General features: G+C 67.0%; 16 protein-coding genes, 2 pseudogenes and 1 other annotated feature. Of the genes and pseudogenes, 12 read left to right on the forward strand and 6 right to left on the reverse strand.

Annotation, left to right across the window (positions count from 1 at the left end):
• Nucleotides 1-53: 53 nt before the first annotated feature.
• Nucleotides 54-239 carry a hypothetical protein gene (locus C8J30_RS19350; RefSeq protein ID WP_110805381.1) on the reverse strand — a complete coding sequence of 62 codons (186 nt, stop codon included), beginning with the start codon at nucleotides 237-239 and terminating at the stop codon, nucleotides 54-56.
• Nucleotides 108-221, forward strand: a sequence feature (AL1L pseudoknot). It overlaps the preceding gene by 114 nt.
• Nucleotides 240-401: 162 nt before the next feature.
• On the opposite strand from C8J30_RS19350, the pseudogene C8J30_RS19355 reads away from it, so the two are divergent.
• Nucleotides 402-689 (forward strand): annotated as a pseudogene (locus C8J30_RS19355) (hypothetical protein); the annotation flags it as partial.
• Between the two features lie 313 nt (nucleotides 690-1,002).
• A pseudogene (locus C8J30_RS19360) lies at nucleotides 1,003-1,089 on the forward strand (hypothetical protein); the annotation flags it as partial.
• Nucleotides 1,090-1,343: 254 nt separating this feature from the next.
• Here the strand turns inward: C8J30_RS19360 and C8J30_RS08275 are convergent.
• Nucleotides 1,344-1,958: an inner membrane-spanning protein YciB gene (locus tag C8J30_RS08275; protein WP_110805382.1), complete on the reverse strand. Its 615-nt coding sequence runs from the start codon at nucleotides 1,956-1,958 to the stop codon at nucleotides 1,344-1,346.
• A 270-nt stretch (nucleotides 1,959-2,228) separates the two neighbouring features.
• Complete coding sequence (ftsY, locus tag C8J30_RS08280) at nucleotides 2,229-3,647, reverse strand: signal recognition particle-docking protein FtsY (RefSeq protein WP_110805383.1); 1,419 nt, start codon at nucleotides 3,645-3,647, stop codon at nucleotides 2,229-2,231.
• Nucleotides 3,648-4,015: 368 nt separating this feature from the next.
• Here ftsY and C8J30_RS08285 point away from each other — a divergent pair, with 368 nt between their 5' ends.
• Entirely contained in the window at nucleotides 4,016-5,353 is a 1,338-nt protein-coding gene (locus C8J30_RS08285) for an alkane 1-monooxygenase (RefSeq protein ID WP_245909733.1), read from the forward strand.
• A 70-nt stretch (nucleotides 5,354-5,423) separates the two neighbouring features.
• Nucleotides 5,424-5,834, forward strand: a complete 411-nt coding sequence (locus C8J30_RS08290) for a hypothetical protein (protein WP_146227880.1) — start codon at nucleotides 5,424-5,426, stop codon at nucleotides 5,832-5,834.
• Between the two features lie 112 nt (nucleotides 5,835-5,946).
• On the opposite strand, the gene xseA is transcribed toward C8J30_RS08290, so the two are convergent.
• Together xseA and C8J30_RS08300 are read right to left on the reverse strand one after the other, a co-directional pair.
• Nucleotides 5,947-7,416, reverse strand: coding sequence for an exodeoxyribonuclease VII large subunit (gene xseA / locus C8J30_RS08295; RefSeq protein WP_110805385.1), 1,470 nt, complete (start codon nucleotides 7,414-7,416; stop codon nucleotides 5,947-5,949).
• 36 nt (nucleotides 7,417-7,452) lie between these two features.
• A complete protein-coding gene (locus C8J30_RS08300) occupies nucleotides 7,453-7,830 on the reverse strand; it encodes a peptidoglycan-binding domain-containing protein (protein ID WP_110805386.1) in 378 nt (125 codons plus the stop codon).
• 189 nt (nucleotides 7,831-8,019) lie between these two features.
• Between C8J30_RS08300 and purD the strand changes: the two genes are divergently transcribed.
• The gene (gene purD / locus C8J30_RS08305) at nucleotides 8,020-9,282 is read left to right on the forward strand and encodes a phosphoribosylamine--glycine ligase (protein WP_110805387.1); all 1,263 of its coding nucleotides are present in this window, start codon (nucleotides 8,020-8,022) and stop codon (nucleotides 9,280-9,282) included.
• Between the two features lie 177 nt (nucleotides 9,283-9,459).
• On the opposite strand, the gene C8J30_RS08310 is transcribed toward purD, so the two are convergent.
• Nucleotides 9,460-10,839, reverse strand: a complete 1,380-nt coding sequence (locus C8J30_RS08310) for an L-serine ammonia-lyase (RefSeq protein WP_110805388.1) — start codon at nucleotides 10,837-10,839, stop codon at nucleotides 9,460-9,462.
• A gap of 214 nt (nucleotides 10,840-11,053) precedes the next feature.
• Between C8J30_RS08310 and C8J30_RS08315 the strand changes: the two genes are divergently transcribed.
• The 7 genes from C8J30_RS08315 (at nucleotide 11,054) to C8J30_RS08345 (ending at nucleotide 17,131) form a co-directional block, all read left to right on the forward strand.
• Nucleotides 11,054-12,022 carry a Hint domain-containing protein gene (locus tag C8J30_RS08315; RefSeq protein ID WP_110805389.1) on the forward strand — a complete coding sequence of 323 codons (969 nt, stop codon included), beginning with the start codon at nucleotides 11,054-11,056 and terminating at the stop codon, nucleotides 12,020-12,022.
• 99 nt (nucleotides 12,023-12,121) lie between these two features.
• On the forward strand, nucleotides 12,122-12,907 hold the full coding sequence (rpiA, locus tag C8J30_RS08320; RefSeq protein WP_110805390.1) for a ribose-5-phosphate isomerase RpiA: 786 nt from the start codon (nucleotides 12,122-12,124) through the stop codon (nucleotides 12,905-12,907).
• Nucleotides 12,876-13,370, forward strand: a complete 495-nt coding sequence (locus tag C8J30_RS08325) for a hypothetical protein (protein WP_146227881.1) — start codon at nucleotides 12,876-12,878, stop codon at nucleotides 13,368-13,370. Before rpiA ends, C8J30_RS08325 begins: the two co-directional genes overlap by 32 nt.
• A 44-nt stretch (nucleotides 13,371-13,414) precedes the next feature.
• Nucleotides 13,415-14,767 (forward strand): glutathione-disulfide reductase, encoded by a 1,353-nt coding sequence (gorA, locus tag C8J30_RS08330; RefSeq protein ID WP_110805392.1) that lies wholly within the window; start codon nucleotides 13,415-13,417, stop codon nucleotides 14,765-14,767.
• Between the two features lie 89 nt (nucleotides 14,768-14,856).
• Entirely contained in the window at nucleotides 14,857-16,035 is a 1,179-nt protein-coding gene (hflK, locus tag C8J30_RS08335; RefSeq protein WP_110805393.1) for an FtsH protease activity modulator HflK, read from the forward strand.
• Nucleotides 16,032-16,940 carry a protease modulator HflC gene (gene hflC, locus C8J30_RS08340; RefSeq protein ID WP_394341923.1) on the forward strand — a complete coding sequence of 303 codons (909 nt, stop codon included), beginning with the start codon at nucleotides 16,032-16,034 and terminating at the stop codon, nucleotides 16,938-16,940. Before hflK ends, hflC begins: the two co-directional genes overlap by 4 nt.
• Nucleotides 16,940-17,131 (forward strand): DUF2065 domain-containing protein, encoded by a 192-nt coding sequence (locus C8J30_RS08345; RefSeq protein WP_110805395.1) that lies wholly within the window; start codon nucleotides 16,940-16,942, stop codon nucleotides 17,129-17,131. Before hflC ends, C8J30_RS08345 begins: the two co-directional genes overlap by 1 nt.
• Nucleotides 17,132-17,243: the final 112 nt, after the last annotated feature.

The raw sequence follows: 17,243 nt of genomic DNA on the forward strand, positions 1-17,243 counted from the left end.
TTGAACTCCTTCGTGAACTTCCGTCTCACCATGTCCGATCTCCGTTTCCTTGGTCACGATCTTATCTTCGTGTCCACGAAACCGGCAGCAGGCCAGCGTGACAGGATCGACTTTGCGATGGCGGAGCTTGACCGCCGGTCGAAGGGAGGGTCGAGTTCATCCTCGACCATCGCGGTGAACATGGGGTCGAGCCGATCTGCAAGCTGCTGCCGATCGCCCCGTCCGCCTCTCATGAGCATGTGGCCAGGCGTGCCGATCCGGCGCGTCTGTCGGATCGCGCCAAGCGCGACGAGGCGCTTCGGCCCGAGATCCGAGCCGTGTTTTCGCTGCCAACAGGCAGGTCTACGGTCGCTTCAGGGGCTTACACGGCCCCACCGGGGCCACGGTCCCCTTTCGCCATCGGCGACAGTTATGACAATGCGCTGGCCGAGACGATCGGCGGCCTGTTCAAAGCGGAGGAAATCCACCGTCGTGCTCCGTGGCGCAGCTTCGAGGCCGTCGAATACGCAACCCTCGAATGGATCGACTGGATCAACAACCGCCGCCTGCTCGAGCCTGTCGGGAACATCCTGCCTGCAGGGCGCCAAGCGCAAGATCTCGGCGCTGAAGTCCGATCTGCGTCGCACGACCGAGCAGCTCAGCATGCTGAAAAGCAAAATGTGGGGCGAGAGTTCCGAGAAGGGTCGTGAAGCGATCGAGGATGACGACACCGATCTCGCCGATATCCCCGATTTCGAGCTGGAAGAGACCGAGAAAAAGAAGGGGCGCGGGGGGACGAAACTGCCCGACGACCTTGAGCGGCGGCATGTCGATCATTTTCCGCCGGAACGCCACTGCCCCTGCGGCCGCGAAAAGAAGTCGATCGGTGTCGAGACCCGGGAACGCCTGGTCACGATCCCCGAACGGCAGGTGGTGGAAGTCCATCACTATCACAGCTGTGCCTGCAACCGGATCCTCTGCAAGGAGAACAAACCGATGTCCGCCAAAGCTGAACGCTACATCATGCGCGGCCGCAAGGCCGATCTCGACACCGTGATCGAGACCGCGCGCCTGAACGATGTCGATCCGGTCAAATACGTGCGCTGGGTCGTGGGCGAGATCGAAAGGGGGCGCGAATTGACCGATTACAGCCGCCTGATGCCCCGGGATTACAAGGCTGTGGCTCCGGCGCTCGCAAACCCGCCGAAAAAGATGGCGCAGCATCAGGAGACACCACATTCGAGGACGCGATTCGAGTTCAACAGGCTTCAGACGAGCCGAACGCCAGCTTGGGGACGAAATCCATGTCGATCCCCGGCCAGATGCACCGCTTACGATATTTTGGCCCCGCCAAGACTTTGGGCTCAGGCCTCGGGCTTGTCGCTGTCCTCGGGGGCGAAGCGGGTGAAGAGCGGGCTTTGCGCGGCAAAGAAACCCATCAGGAGCACGGTCAGGCCGAAGGTCTTGAAATTGACCCAGGTCGCATCTGAGAAATTGCGCCAGATCACCTCGTTCGCGACGGCGAGGAACAGGAAGAAGCCGACCAGCCGTTTCGTCAGGATCGTCCAGCCCTCGGGCCGCATCGGGATCGCACCATCCATCACCAGCTGCAGCCAGGGCTTGCCGCGCAGCAGGCCAAATCCCAGCAACCCGGCAAACAGCAGATAGATCAGCGTCGGCTTCATCTTGAAAAAGCGCGGATCGTTGAACCAGACCGAGAGCCCGCCAAAGACGGTAACCAGGATCAGCGTCGCCACCTGCATCGGCGCCAGATGACCCGAGAGCCGCCACAGCACCGCCATCGACAGCATCAGCACCGGCACGAAGACGGCGGTGGCCAGAACGAAGCCGCCATAGGTCTCGCCGCCAAAGCGCACCGGATGGTCGCGCAACAGGAAGAAAGCGGCAAAGAAAACGACAAGCGGCCCGAAATCAAGCGCGAGTTTCAGCCCCTGCGGTACCGGTTTGCGTTCTGCCATTTCTCCCCCTCCGCGGCTTCCCGCGCTCCGGGCGCCTCTCCCATCGGGCGACCCGTGCCCGTTAGATAGGCAAGCCCGCGCGCAAGGACAGGGCTTTTCGTCGCGAGCGCGCATTCCTGACGGGATTGTGTCCTTCGCGCCGCAACCCGCTTGCCTTTTCCTTGGGCGAAACGCCGGGGGGGTTGCGCGTCAGCGCAAAGCGGGGGGCAGCGCCCCCCGAAGCGCCGGGCGAGCGGCGGGCCTGCCCGCCCGAGGCGGGCGCATCCGCCCTCAGGCCTCTTCGAGACCGACCAGAGCCGCGGCAAATTCCTCGGGATCGAAGGGCGACAGATCGTCGATCTGCTCGCCCACCCCGATCGCATGGATCGGCAGGCCGAACTTGTCGGCCAGCGCCACCAGCACGCCCCCCTTCGCCGTGCCGTCGAGCTTCGTCATCACGAGCCCCGACACGTCGGAAATCTTGCGGAACACCTCGACCTGCAACAACGCGTTCTGCCCGGTCGTCGCATCCAGAACCAGAAGCGTGTTATGCGGCGCAGACTCGTCGATCTTGCGGATCACCCGCACGATCTTCGCCAGCTCCTCCATCAGGTCGGTGCGGTTCTGCAGCCGCCCGGCGGTGTCGATCATCAAGAGATCCACCCCCTCGGCCTTCGCCCGCGTCAGCGCGTCAAAGGCGAGCGAGGCGGGATCGGCCCCCTCGGGCGCGGTCATCACCGGCACGCCCGCCCGGTCGCCCCAGACCTTCAGCTGCTCGACCGCCGCGGCGCGGAACGTGTCGCCCGCGGCAATGATCACCGACTTGCCCGCGGCGCGGAACTGCGAGGCGAGCTTGCCGATCGTCGTCGTCTTGCCCGAGCCGTTCACGCCCACCACCAGCACCACCTGCGGGCGGCGCGCATAGATCGGCATCGGCCGCGCCACCGGCTCCATGATCCGCGCCACTTCGGCGGCCAGCAGATCCTTCAGCTCGTCAACCGAAAGCTTGCGCCCCATCCGCCCCTCGGCGAGGTTCGCCGTCACCCGCAGGGCGGTGTCGACCCCCATGTCGGCGGCGATCAGCACTTCCTCGATGCTTTCGAGCATCGCATCGTCCAGCACCCGGCGCGGCACGTCGGCCCGGCTGACCAGACGACCGAGCAGGCCCTGCCGCGCAGGTGCGGGCGCCGCCACCGGTTCCGGCACAGGCTCGGGCTCCTCGGGTTCCGGTTCGGGCTCGGGCTCCGGTTCGGGCGCAGCGCCCCCCCGGCCCAGCAGGCGGCCAAAGAAGCCGCGCTTCTCGGGCTCAGGCTCGGGTTCAGGCTCCGGTTCGGGCTCGGGTTCATCTTCCGGCTCGGGCTCAGGCTCCGGTTCATATTCCGGCTCAAGCTCCGGCTGAGGTTCAGGCTCGGCTTCGGCTTCCGGCTCACTCTCGACCTCAGGCTCCGGCTCCACCTCGGGCTCAAGCGTGGCCACAGGCTCCGCCTCGGCCTCCGGCGCGGGCTCGACGGCGGGTTCCGCGTCGACTTCAGGCTCGGGCTCCGGCTCGGCCACAGGCTCGGGCGCAGCCGCGACCTCCGGCTCGGGCAGTGCCTCGACTTCGGGCTCGGGCGTGGTGTCCGGGGCCTCGGCGATGATCGCATCGAGCCCCTCCTCGAGTTTCGAGGACGAGCGGGTGAGCCGGGACTTCAGCTTGTTGAAGAACGACATCGGAGCCTCCGTTTTGCAAACCCCTAGCGGATCGAGGGGAAAGAGGGAAGGGAGAAGCCAGGACCAGGGGCCAAGGGCACGGCAGGACGCAGAGAAGAAAGGCCCGACTCGGGCCCTTTGCAACACCGCGGCGCCGCCTCGGAACGCGGGCGGATTTCCGCATCCCGGACCGATCCGGCAAAGACGACGCATCGCCACAGCACCCCGATCAGCACGAAATCCGTGCGAAATCTGCCGATTTCCCCCGCAACTGCGGCCGTCATGGGCGAAAAACGACCTTGCGGCAAGTCGTCGCCCTGCGGATTTCTCAAAGCTGGCTACAGTGCGCGCTCAAGTCGGAGCCATCTCATGCCGGAGTACCCCGCATCATGACTGAAAAGCCCGCTGAACTGTCCTTCGCGAAATTCATGGTCGCCCTACGCAGCCTGCGCAAGATCGGCCGCGAAATCCCCGAAGTCGACACTTTTGCTCTCTTCGCCTTCGCCCCAGTGCCGCTGATCTTCCTGGGCGCGCTCTTCGGAGGCCTCTTCTCCTGGCTCGCTGTCGCCTGGATCACGGTCGGCATCTTCGTCGTCGACCGCCGCGCGCCGAAGCCCTCCCCCGATGCCCCCGAGGGCTCGGAATTCCCCGCCGCCGACAAGCTTTCCTCGGCGCTCGCGATCACCCATTTCGTGCTTCTGCCGATCGTCGTCGCCTCGCTCGCGGGCTACGCGGGCATCTCGACGATGGGCACGCTTGGCCTGATGATCGCCGCCGCGCTCTGGTTCGGGCAGATCTCGAATGCGAACGCGCATGAGCTGATCCACCGCGCCGACCGGAAATTGTTCAATCTCGGCAAGTGGGTCTACATCTCGCTGCTCTATGGCCACCACGTCTCGGCGCACCGGCTGGTGCACCATGTCGCGGTGGCGACGCCGGCCGACCCGGCCACGGCGACGCTGGGCGAAAGCTACTGGAACTATGCTTCGCGCAGCTGGTCGGACTCGTTCAAGGCGGGCTACGCCAAGGAACAGGCGATCATCGATGCGCGGGTGAAGGCCAATCCGGGCAAGCCGACGCTCAAGGAGCGGATCAACCGCATCAACCCCTATGCCACCTATGTTCTGGGAGGCATTTGGTTCGTGATCGGCGCCGGACTTCTCTTTGGCTCGGCCGGGTTTGCGAGCTTCCTGTTCCTCTGCGCGCTGACGCAGGCGCAGCTGATGCTGTCGGATTATGTCCAGCACTACGGGCTGGTGCGACAGGAAACGGCGCCGGGCGAATATGAGCCGGTGAGCAAGGCGCACAGCTGGGATGCGATCGAGACGGGTTCAGCGCTGATGATGCTGAACGCGCCGCGCCATTCCGATCACCACGCCCATCCGGCGCGCCCCTATCCGGCGCTGCAACTGGGCGATCTGAAGGAACAGGGGCGTCCGATCCTGCCCTACAGCCTGCCGGTGATGGCGATGCTGGCGCTGGTGCCCTCGCAATTCGCCAAGCTGATGGATCACCGCGTTCTGGCCGTGCGCAAGGGCGAAAGCGTCTACAGCGAGCCGAAACCCAAGCTCGCCCCGGCCCCGGCAGCGGCGGCCCCGACGGAAGGCGAAACGCCGCTCGTTCTGACCGGTGCCGAACCGGCCGAGGCCCCTGCCCCGCAAGTGAGCGTGGCCCCCGCGGCTCCGGCCGCCCCCGTTGCGGCGGAACCGGAAAAGGCCGACGCCTGAAAACTTTCACGCAGGCGTGGCTTTCCACGCCCGCGCAGATCCGGCAAGCTGGGCGCAAAGGGAGACCCCGATGCGCCCAGTTTTCGTTTCACTTGCCCTGATGCTCGCGCCCCTTGGCGCGCTGGCCGAGGACATCGGCCCCCCGCTCACGGCAGAGCAATTCGACGCGCAGACGCTCGGCAAAACGATCACCTATTCCGCGGGCGGCGTGACCTACGGGATCGAGGAATACCGCCCCGGCCACAAGGTCGTCTGGGCCTTCGCCGAGGGCGATTGCGAGGAAGGAGACTGGTTCCAGAAGGGCGAGCAGATCTGCTTCGACTACCACAGCCCCGATGTCGGGCTGCAATGCTGGACCTTCCACATGCAGGGCAACGCGCTGGTCGCCTGGTTCGAAGGCAAGAAGGACAGCTCACCGCTCGTCTCGCTCGACACCAGCACCGCGCCGCTGAACTGCCCCGGCCCGGAGGTCGGGGTCTGAAAGGCCGCGCCCGGCCCTGCGGGCAGAAAGAGGCGTATTTGAGCCAAGAAGAAACATGGGCTTCTTCTTGGCTCAAATACGCTCTTTGCGCGGGTTGCCCCGTGAAAACCCCTCAGAACAACGAGCCCTGATCGGGTGGGGCCTTGGCAGGTTTGCGGGGTTTGGCAGGCGGTTTCTGGGCCGCCTGCGGCGGGGGGGGCGGCGCGTCGGAGGGGAGGACGCGCAGACGGCCATCCTGAAACTCGATCGCGAGCGGCGCGCAGGTCGCGGCGGTGGCGGCGGTGGTCAGCACCTGATCGGCCGGGCCACGCACCACCGCATAGCCGCGCCGCAGGGTCTCCTGATAGCCCAGCGTCTGCAGCATCGCGATGAGCCGCGCGAACCGGTCCTGCGCCCGGGTCAGCCGGGTCTTCTGCGCGCGCTCGAGCCGGTCGGAGAGCGAGGCCAGCCGGTCGCGCTCGACCCGCAGATAGGTCTGCAACAGCCGCGGCGAGATCCGGGCCTCGAGCGGCGCAAAGGCCGCGCGCTTGCGCACGACGACCATGCGCAGCGCGGGCGAGAGCCGGTCGGCGACCAGATCGAAGCGCTGGCGGCGCGGCCGGGTGATCGCCTCTGGGCGGCCGAGCGCGCGTGACAGATCGGCAAGGCGCTGCGCCCGGGTGCTGAGGCGCAGTTGCGTTGCCCGGGCGATGCGGGCCTGCATCTCGGCAAGCCGGATCGCCAGTTCCGCCCGCACCGGCACGGCCATTTCCGCCGCCGCCGTAGGCGTGGGGGCGCGCCGGTCGGCGGCAAAGTCGATCAGTGTCGTGTCGGTCTCATGGCCCACCGCGGAAATCAGCGGGATCTTGCTTTCCGCCGCCGCCCGCACGACCACTTCCTCGTTGAAGCCCCAGAGGTCTTCCAGCGAGCCGCCGCCGCGCGCGACGATGATCAGATCAGGCCGCGGCACCTTGCCTCCGGGCGTCAGCGCGTTGAAACCACGGATCGCCGCCGCCACCTCGGGGGCGCAGGCCTGCCCCTGCACCGCCACCGGCCAGATCAGCACCCGGCGCGGAAAGCGGTCGCGCAGCCGGTGCAGGATGTCGCGGATGACCGCCCCCGAAGGCGAGGTGACCACCCCGATCACCGCGGGCAGCCAGGGCAGCGGTTTCTTGCGGGCCGGATCGAACAGCCCCTCGGCCGTCAGCGCCTTGCGCCGCGCTTCGAGCATCGCCATCAAGGCCCCCGCTCCCGCGGGTTCGACATCATCGACGATCAGCTGATATTTCGACTGCCCCGGAAAAGTGGTCAGCTTGCCGGTGGCGATGACCTCCATCCCCTCCTCGGGGCGGATCTGCATCCGCGCCACCTGCCCCTTCCAGCTGACCGCGGCGATGACGGCATTCGGGTCCTTGAGGTCGAAGTAAAGATGCCCGGAGCCGGGACGGCTGACCCGCCCCACCTCGCCGCGCACCCGCACACGGCCGAATTCGCCCTCGATCACGCGTTTCACCGCCCCGGAGATTTCCGAGACGGTGAATTCGGGCGTGTTGCCGGAGGGCGTGTTTTCGGGGGCCGCCGGGCCATCGTCAAGCAGATCCATGCCCCCTGTTTGCCCCAGCCTATGGCCTGCGGCAAGTCAGTGCACGATGCAACTCACGCAGAAACCCGCCTCGGGCGTCATCCACATGTCATAACCGCCCTGCGCAAGGTCGCGCAGATAGGCTGCCCGCGCCGCGCGGGTGCTGACATCGGGCAGATCCTGCCCCTGCGACCGGCGGATGATGTGGCGCACCGAGGCCGCGATCGCCTGCTCGGTCTCCGGGCCCCAGTCCCCGTCGACATCGCCCTGATAAAGATCGGCAAGCACCAGCATGCTTTGCACCTGCTGCCGCTGGGCGGGCGTCAGCGCCTCGAAAGCCTCGGCAAAGCCGCCGCCGTTGCCCGCAGCCGCGGGCAGGACCAGCGCGCAAAGCGCTGCCGGAACCAGCTTCAGAAAGGCCCGTCGTCCGCGCATCGCTTTCCCCCGTTCGTCAGCCCGGCGTCGCGCGGGCTTGAGGCCCTTTCCCGGTCCCGATGTGGCAGCTTCGCGGCAAGTTCCGCGAATTTTCGGCACTTGCGGACACGCTCCGCCCCCAGCATTCACAGTTGAAAGGCATCTGGGTCCGGCCTACAAGCCCGCAGGCTTTGATCCAAGGGGCGCGCGATGAACATTCTCATTCTGGGCAGCGGCGGGCGTGAACATGCGCTGGCCTGGGCGGTGAAGCAGAACCCGAAATGCGACCGGCTGATCGTCGCGCCGGGCAATGCGGGCATCGCGCTGCTGGCCGAGGTCGCGGCGATCGATCCCTGCGATGCGGCGGCAGTTCTGGCCTGTGTCGAAGAAAACGCCGTGGATTTCGTCATCATCGGCCCCGAGGCGCCCTTGGCCGCGGGCGTGGCCGATGCGCTGCGGGCGGCGGGCGTGCTGACCTTCGGTCCCTCGGCCGCGGCGGCGCAGCTTGAGGCCTCGAAGGGCTTCACCAAAGAGATTTGCGACGCCTGCGGCGCGCCGACGGCGGCCTGGGCGCGGTTCAACGACCTCGATGCCGCGCTGGCCTATGTCCGCGCCCAAGGCGCGCCGATCGTGGTCAAGGCCGATGGTCTGGCCGCGGGCAAGGGCGTGATCGTGGCGATGACGCTTGACGAGGCCGAGGCCGGCCTGCGCGAGATCTTCGGCGGCGCTTTCGGCGCGGCGGGCGCCGAGGTGGTGATCGAAGAATTCATGGCGGGCGAGGAAGCGAGCTTCTTCATCCTGTCCGATGGCGTGAACGTGCTGCCCGTCGGCACGGCGCAGGACCACAAGCGCGTGGGCGATGGCGACACCGGGCCGAACACCGGCGGCATGGGCGCCTATTCCCCGGCGCCGGTTCTGACCACCGCCATTCAGGAACAGGTGCTGGCCGAGATCGTTCGCCCGACGGTGGCAGAAATGGCCCGCCGCGGCATGCCGTTTCAGGGCGTGCTTTACGCCGGTCTGATGATCGAGAACGGCCGGGCGCGGCTTGTCGAATACAACGTCCGCTTCGGCGATCCGGAATGTCAGGTGCTGATGCTGCGCCTTGGCGGTCAGGCGCTTGATCTGCTGCAAGCCTGCGCCGAGGGGCGGCTGGATCAGATCACCGCGCAATGGGCCGAGGATCATGCCCTGACCGTGGTGCTGGCCGCGCAGGGCTATCCGGGTGCCTATGTGAAGGGCAGCGAGATCAGGGGCCTCGACACCCTGCCCGAGACCGCGTCGCAGATGGTCTTCCATGCCGGAACGACGGCGACGGACGGCAAGATCACCGCGACGGGCGGGCGCGTCCTGAACGTCACCGCCCGCGCCGCGACCCTCGCCGAGGCGCAACAGCGCGCCTATGCGATGGTCGATGCGATCGACTGGCCCGAGGGCTTCTGCCGCCGCGACATCGGCTGGCGCGCGCTCTGACCCTGCGCGCGGGGGCGCTGCCCCCGCACCCCCGGGATATTTCAGGCAAGATAAAGCAGGTCGTTTCCTTTTATCTTGCCGCAAATATCTCGGGGGAGCCCGCTTGCGGGCGGGGGCAGAGCCCCCGAAGCGCCCGACGCGCGGCGGGCTTGCCCGCCCAAGGCGGGCGCAACCACCTCAGCAGTTCGGCACGTTCACCGCCAGACCGCCAAGCGATGTTTCCTTGTAATGCTCGTGCATGTCGCGCCCGGTCTGCCGCATCGTCTCGATCGCGGCATCAAGCGGCACGAAATGCGTGCCGTCGCCGCGCAGCGCCAGCGAGGCCGCCGAAATCGCCTTGATCGCCCCAAGGCCGTTCCGCTCGATGCAGGGCACCTGCACCAGCCCCTTCACCGGGTCGCAGGTCATGCCAAGATGATGTTCCAGCGCAATCTCGGCCGCGTTCTCGATCTGCTCGGGCGTACCGCCCAGCACCGCCGCCAAGCCCGCCGACGCCATCGCCGCCGCAGAGCCCACCTCGGCCTGACAGCCGCATTCGGCGCCGGAAATCGAGGCATTCGTCTTGATGATCCCGCCGATTGCCGAAGCCGTCAGCAGGAAATCCCCCACCCGGCTCGTCGAGGCCCCGGGCACGTGATCCAACCAGTAGCGGATCACCGCGGGCACAACCCCCGCCGCGCCATTCGTCGGCGCCGTCACCACCTGCCCTCCGGCCGCGTTTTCCTCGTTCACCGCCATCGCATAACAGGAAATCCAGTCGTTGATCGTATGCGGCGCCACCATGTTCAGCCCGCGTTCAGATTCGAGCGCCAGATGGATCGCCTTCGCGCGGCGCTTCACCTTCAGCCCGCCCGGCAGCACGCCATCGGTCTCGAGCCCGCGCGTCAGGCAATCGTTCATCACCTGCCAGACCCGGGCGAGACCCGCCTCGATCTCCTCGTCCGAGCGATACCGCCGCTCGTTGCGGCGTTTCATCTGCGCGATCGTCAGCCCCGCGGCATGGGCCATCGACAGCATCTCGTCCGCCGTGCGGAACGGATAGGGCACCGGCGAGGGCGCCGCGAGCGCCTTGTCATCGACCGCGGCATGTTCCGCCTCGGTCAGGACAAACCCGCCGCCGATCGAATAGAAGGTCTCGCGCAGGATCACGTCGCCCTCGGCGTCGCGGGCCTCGATCACCATGCCATTCGCATGGCCGGGCAGCGGATGGCCGTAATCGAAGATCAAATCGTGCTCGGGATCGAATTGCAGCGGCGCGAGACCCGGCGGCGTCAGCATGTGGGTCTCGCGGTTGGCGGCCAGCGCCGCCTCGGCCTTCTCGGCCTCGTAGCTCTCGGGCAGGAACCCGGCGAGGCCCAGGATCGTCGCGCGGTCGGTCGCGTGGCCCTTGCCGGTGAAGGCGAGCGAGCCGTAAAGCCGCACCCGCAGATGGCGCGGATGGAAAGGCGAGGCGCGGAGCATGTCGAGAAACCGCCCGCCGGCCACCATCGGCCCCATCGTATGCGACGAGGACGGGCCGACGCCCACCTTGAAGATGTCGAAAACGCTCAGAAACATGGCGCACTCCCTTTGACGCCATGCTGCCCTGTCGCGCCCCGCAACGAAAGCGCGAAAGCGACATTTCCGCGCACGCAAGCGGTGCAGCCCCTCACGTTCGCGGCACGCCGGTCCTGCCCGTCTCGGCGGGCGGCGGGAAATTCGGTAAATGGGTTAATGTGTTAAGCCCTGTTTCACCGGTTTTGGCGATACTGCCGCAAAGGCGGGAGATGCCATGCCCACACTCTGTTTCTGGCCGCTCACCGACGTCACCTCCGCTGGCCCCGATCCGTTCGGTTCGGTTCCCGGCGCGGAGGAGGCCGCGGTGGGGCGCGCCCATTTCGCATTGCGCCCCGGGGCGGCGATGCGCTTCATCGACCTGCCCGACGACGGCGGGGCGGAGGCTGACGCGCCAGCGATCGAGCCCGATGTCTCCTATCTGATCCGGCCGCTCGCGTCGGAGGATGTGGCCGATACTGCCGTCGTGCATCTGATCGACACGCCCGCCACCGGGCGCGGTCTGGCCTCCTCCGAACGGCTCAAGCCCGGCCGGGCCTACCGCATCACCGGGCTCGAGGCCGAGGGGATGCTGACCCCCTTTGCCAGCCAGTCGATCTGTTTTGCCGCCGGAACCCTGATCGCGACCCGGCGCGGGCCGAAACCGGTCGAGGAATTGACGCCCGAAGACCCGCTGCAGACCTCGGACAATGGTTACCGCCCGGTGCAATGGGTCGGGCGCTGGCGCGTCGGCGGTCTGGGCGCGGCGGCGCCGGTGCGCTTTGCGCCGGGGGTGCTGGGCAATGACCGGGCGCTGTTCGTCTCGGGCCAGCACCGGGTGCTGATCCGCCCGACCACCGGCCCGCTCGCCGGGGAAGAGGTGCTCGTCGCGGCGAAGGCGCTCGTCGGCCTGCCGGGGATCGCGCGGGCGCCCTGCGAGCGGGTCGAATGGGTGCATGTGATGATGCCGACGCATGAGGTGATCTTTGCCGAAAGCGCCCGCGCCGAAAGCATGCTGGCCGGGCACAAGACAATGATGGTGATGGAACCGACGCAGGCCAAGGCGCTGCGCCAGAGCCTGAGCCACGATCCCTTCACCGGCCTGCCCGCGCGCCCGATCGTGCCCACGCCGAAGGTCGAGAAACTGATCTTGCAGCACCGCCGCGGCCATACCCCCCTTGAAAGCGCGGGACTGATGCGGCGCTGAGACATCCGCCCGGCCGGGGCGCAAAATTCCCTCGCACGGGCTGGGGCCCTTGGGTATAACGTCGCGGAACATTCCAAGGTCCGAGCGACAGGAGCCGCCATGCCCGCCGAGCTTTCCCCCATCGACAAGGCGAAATTCGCCGCCGCGCGTCGTGCCGTCGATTTCGTCGACGACGGGATGAAGGTCGGTCTTGGCACCGGCTCCACCGCCGCCTGGATGGTGCGCTGCCTTGGCGAGCGCGTGCGCGAGGAAGGCCTGCGCATCATCGGCGTGCCGACGAGCTCGCGCACCGCGGATCTGGCGCGGCAAGTGGGCATCTCGGTCGTGGGCCTCGATGAAGCGAAATGGCTTGATGTCACCATCGACGGCGCCGATGAATTCGACGCGCAGCTGCAGCTGATCAAGGGCGGCGGCGGGGCGCTGTTGCAGGAAAAGATCGTCGCCACGGCCTCGGATCGGATGATCGTGATCACCGACGCCTCGAAGGAAGTGGTGAACCTGGGCGCCTTTCCGCTGCCGGTCGAGGTCGTGCCCTTCGGCTGGCAGACCACCCGCGCCCTGATCGAGGAAATGCTGATCGCCACCGACGTTCTGGGGCGGCAGACGACGCTGCGGCTGAATGGCACGCAGCCCTACATCACCGACGAGGGTAACTATATCGTCGATCTGCACCTCAACCGCATCGGCAACGCGCGGGCTTTGGCGGTGGCGCTCAACCAGATCCCCGGCGTGGTCGAGAACGGGCTGTTCATCGACATTTGCGACATGGTGATCATTGGCGGCGCCGAGGGCCAGGTCGAGCTGCGCGACATCAACGCGGGCACGATTGCCCATGAACGGATCGATTTTGCCGATGACGAGAACATCTTCGCCGACCTCGACTGAGACCCGCCCGGATCTGGTGATCCCCGGCCGGTCGGTGCTGCCTCTGGTGATGGGGGCGGTGATCGGCCTGATCGGCGTGGTGCAGATCATCACGCCGATCCTGACGCTGGCCGCCTTCTTCGGCGAGGGCTTTCGCGACGACATGATCCTGAATGCGATCGTCGGCGCGGTGGGGGCGAGCCTGTGCTTCTATCTGGCCTGGGTGGTGCTCTCGGTGCCGCGTCCTGTGCTGGTCTTCCGCGCCGACCGCGTTGAAATCGCCAAGCTTTTCGGCAAATACGCCAGCGTGCCCTACGCCGAGATCAAGGGCGACGGCGCCCCTGCCCCGGCCGGAAAGGCGCCCGCGCGGCAGCGCGAGCTGTCGGTGCCGGGCTGGGTGATGACCGCCGAGGAAAACGCCGCCTGGCAAGCGGAACTGGCCGCGCGGGCGCCCGCCCTTGCCGGAACGGCGGCGCGGGGCTAAGTCCTTAGGCGCGGCATCCGGCCGCGGCTTGGAAAGGACGGCAGATGAGCTTCGATTTCGACCTCTTCGTGATCGGCGGGGGGTCCGGCGGTGTGCGGGCAGCCCGCATCGCGGCTGGCTATGGCGCACGGGTTGCGCTCGCCGAAGAAGATCGGATGGGCGGCACCTGCGTCATCCGCGGCTGCGTGCCGAAGAAGCTGATGGTCTTTGCGTCAAGCATGCCCGCGGCGGTGGCCGAGGCCCGCGCCTATGGCTGGGACGCGACGATCGGCGGTTTCGACTGGGGCGCGTTCAAGGGCAAGCTGCATGCGGAACTCGACCGGCTCGAAAAGATCTATCGCGCCGGGCAGCAGACTGCGGGCGTGACCGTCCACAACAGCCGCGCCACCGTGAGAGGCCCGCACGAGGTGCAATTGGCCGATGGCACGGTGATCAGCGCCAAGCACATCCTGATTGCGGTCGGCGGGCGCCCCTTCGTGCCCGCTTTCGAGGGCGCCGAGCATGTGCTGACCTCGAACGACCTCTTCCATCTGCCCGCGCTGCCGAAGCGCCTGCTGATCGTGGGCGGCGGCTATATCGCCTCGGAATTCGCCTGCGTCTTCAACGGGCTGGGGGTCGAGGTTGCGCAATGGAACCGCTCGCCGCTTCTGCGCAGTTTCGATACCGAATGCCGCGATCTGATCGTGGCGCAGATGAAGGCGCGCGGCATCGACGTGCATGAAAACGTCATCATCGACCGGGTCACGAAGACCGAAACCGGCGTCGTCGCGCATTGCGGCGACGGCCGGTCGCAGGAATTCGATGCCGTGGTCTATGCCACCGGGCGGGTGCCGAACACCTCGGGGCTGGGGCTGGAAGCCGCGGGCGTGAAGCTCGCCACGAATGGCGCGGTGCTGGTTGATCAATGGTCGCAGACCAATGTCCCCTCGATCTTTGCCGTGGGCGATGTGACCGACCGGATCAACCTGACCCCCGTCGCGATCCGCGAGGGCCACGCTTTCGCCGACACGATCTTTGGCGCGAAACCGCGTGCGAGTGATCACGAGCTTGTCGCCTCGGCCGTCTTCACCCGGCCCGAATTCGGCACCTGCGGCCTTTCGGAAGAAGCCGCCCGCAAGGCCGGCCCGATCGAGGTTTATACCAGCGCCTTCAAACCGATGCGCTCTGCCTTTGCCGGGGCCGAGGAGCGCGTCTTGATGAAACTGATCGTCTGCAAGGACACGCGCAAGGTGCTGGGCTGCCACATCGTCGCGCCGGAAGCGGGCGAGATGATCCAGATGGCCGCGATCGCGATGAAGATGGGCGCGACCAAGGAACAGTTCGACGCCACCTGCGCGGTGCATCCGACGATGGCCGAGGAACTGGTCACGATGCGGACACCGACGCGGCATTCCTGAGCGAAGCGATTGACATTGCCCCGGCCGAAGCGGTTGACTTTGCGCAAACAATCCCCACTTCGGGGCAAGAGCATTCGAAAGAGGACAGCATGACCAACGGAGGACCCTGGGGCTCGGGTGGCGGCGACGATCGCGAACCGCCGCGCCGCCCCGGCCCGCGCCGGCCAAACGACACCGCGCCCATTCCGGAAATCGACCAGATCGTGAAGAAGGGCACCGAGCAGCTGCGCGTCCTGATGGGCGGTCGCGGCGGCAATGGCCGCCCGGGCGGCGGCGGGCGCGATGACGGCCCGGCCTTCACCCTTGGCACGCTCGCCATCGGCGCGGCGGCGCTGGCGGCGGTCTGGGCCTGGACCTCGTTCTACACGGTCCAGCAGAACGAGCGCTCGATCGAGCTGATGTTCGGCAAGTATTACGCCACCGGCAATCCGGGCCTGAACTTCGCGCCTTGGCCCGTGGTCTCGAAAGTGGTGATCCCGGTCACCGACGAACGCACGACCGAAGTTGGCACCGGCCGGGCCCGGCCGATCAGCTCTTCGGAAAGCAGCGACGGCATTTTCTCCTCGGGCCGCAGCGCCGATTTCGTCACCGATTCCGGGCTGATGCTGACGCGCGATCAGAACATCGTCGATGTCAGCTACCAGATCGTCTGGAACGTCTCGGACCCGTCGAAATTCCTGTTCAACCTCGCCGACCCGGAAGACACGATCCGCGCCGTCAGCGAATCCGCGATGCGCGACATCATCGCGCGCTCGGAACTGGCGCCGATCCTGAACCGCGACCGCGGCACCATCGCCTCGGATCTGCGCACCGCCGTGCAGGCGACGCTCGACAGCTATGCCGCGGGCATCAACATCGTGCGGGTGAACTTCAACCGCGCCGACCCGCCGCGCGAGGTGATCGACAGCTTCCGCGACGTGCAGGCCGCGCAGCAGGAGCGCGACAAGCTGGAGAAAGAGGCCGACGCCTACGCGAACCAGGTGACGGCGGGCGCCCGCGGTCAGGCCGCGCAGCTGGTGCAGCAGGCCGAGGCCTATCGCGCCTCGGTGGTCAACGATGCCCAGGGTCAGGCCGCGCGCTTCACCTCGGTCTACGAGGAATACCGCAAGGCTCCCGACGTGACGAAGCGGCGGATGTTCTATGAAACCATGAGCACGACGCTGGGCGGCGTGAACAAGGTGGTGATCGACGGGCAATCGGGCACCGTGCCCTATCTGCCGCTGGACCAACTGCGGCCCGTGCAGACGACGAACGGGGGGACGAACTGATGAAAGCGCAATTCGTGATCCCGCTCGCCATCATCGCGATGGGGCTGGGGCTGTCGTCGATCTACACCGTGGACGAGCGCGAAAAGGCGCTGGTGCTGCAGTTCGGCGAAGTCACCGCGGCGCGGACCGAACCGGGCATCGGCTTCAAGATCCCCTTCGTGCAGAACGTGGTGAAATATGACGACCGGATCATCTCGCTGACGACGCAACCGCTGGAAGTCACGCCGCTCGACGATCGTCGTCTGGTGGTCGATGCCTTCGCGCGCTGGCGCATCGTCGATGCGGTGAAGTTCCGCGAAGCGGTGGGCGATGGCGGTGAAAGCTTCGCCAAGAACCGGCTCGACGGCATCCTGAACAACGCGATCCGCGAAGTCATGGGCTCGGTGCCTTCGACCGCCGTTCTGTCGAACGACCGCACGGCGCTGATGAACAAGATCCGCGACATCGCCAAACGCGAGGCGAATGCGCTGGGCGTCGACGTGATCGACGTGCGTCTGACCCGTACCGACCTGCCCGAGCAGAACCTCGCCGCGACCTATGCGCGGATGCGGGCCGAGCGCGAGCGCGAGGCGGCGGACGAGCGCGCCCGTGGGGGCGAAGCGGCGCAGCGTGTGCGGGCCACGGCCGATCGCGAAGTGGTCGAACTCACCTCCGAGGCGCGCAAACAGGCGGAAATCGTCCGCGGTCAGGCCGATGCCGAGCGCAACCGGATCTATGCGGAAGCCTATGGCAAGGACGAAAGCTTCTTCGCCTTCACCCGGGCCCTGCAATTCTATGCCGAAAGCCTGAAGCCGGGCACTTCGTCGCTGGTGACGGAACCGGGCAGCCTCTACTTCGACTATGAGCGTTTCGTGAAATCGCTTGAAGCCGGGGTTCCGCCTGCAGCGCCTGCGGCCGGAAACTGATGGCATCGGTTTTCACCGCTTTGGGCCTTGTGCTCGTGATCGAGGGGCTGGCACTTGTGCTGGCCCCTTCGCGCATCGAGGAGGTGCTGGCGCTTCTGGCCAGCATCGGCCCGGTCGGACGGCGCCGGATCGGCCTTGCCGCCGTCGCCGCGGGCGTGGGCATCGTCGCGCTGGTGCATGCCTTCACATGAGCCTCTCCACCCTCTCACACCGAAGTGACACCCCGCGACGGGCTTTCATTTGAACGGCGTGACGCTTACGCTTTTATAAGAGGCCAAGCCGGAGCACCGGCCAAGGACCACG

Source organism: Rhodobacter viridis (assembly GCF_003217355.1).
GTDB classification, from domain to species: Bacteria; Pseudomonadota; Alphaproteobacteria; order Rhodobacterales; family Rhodobacteraceae; genus Rhodobacter; species Rhodobacter viridis.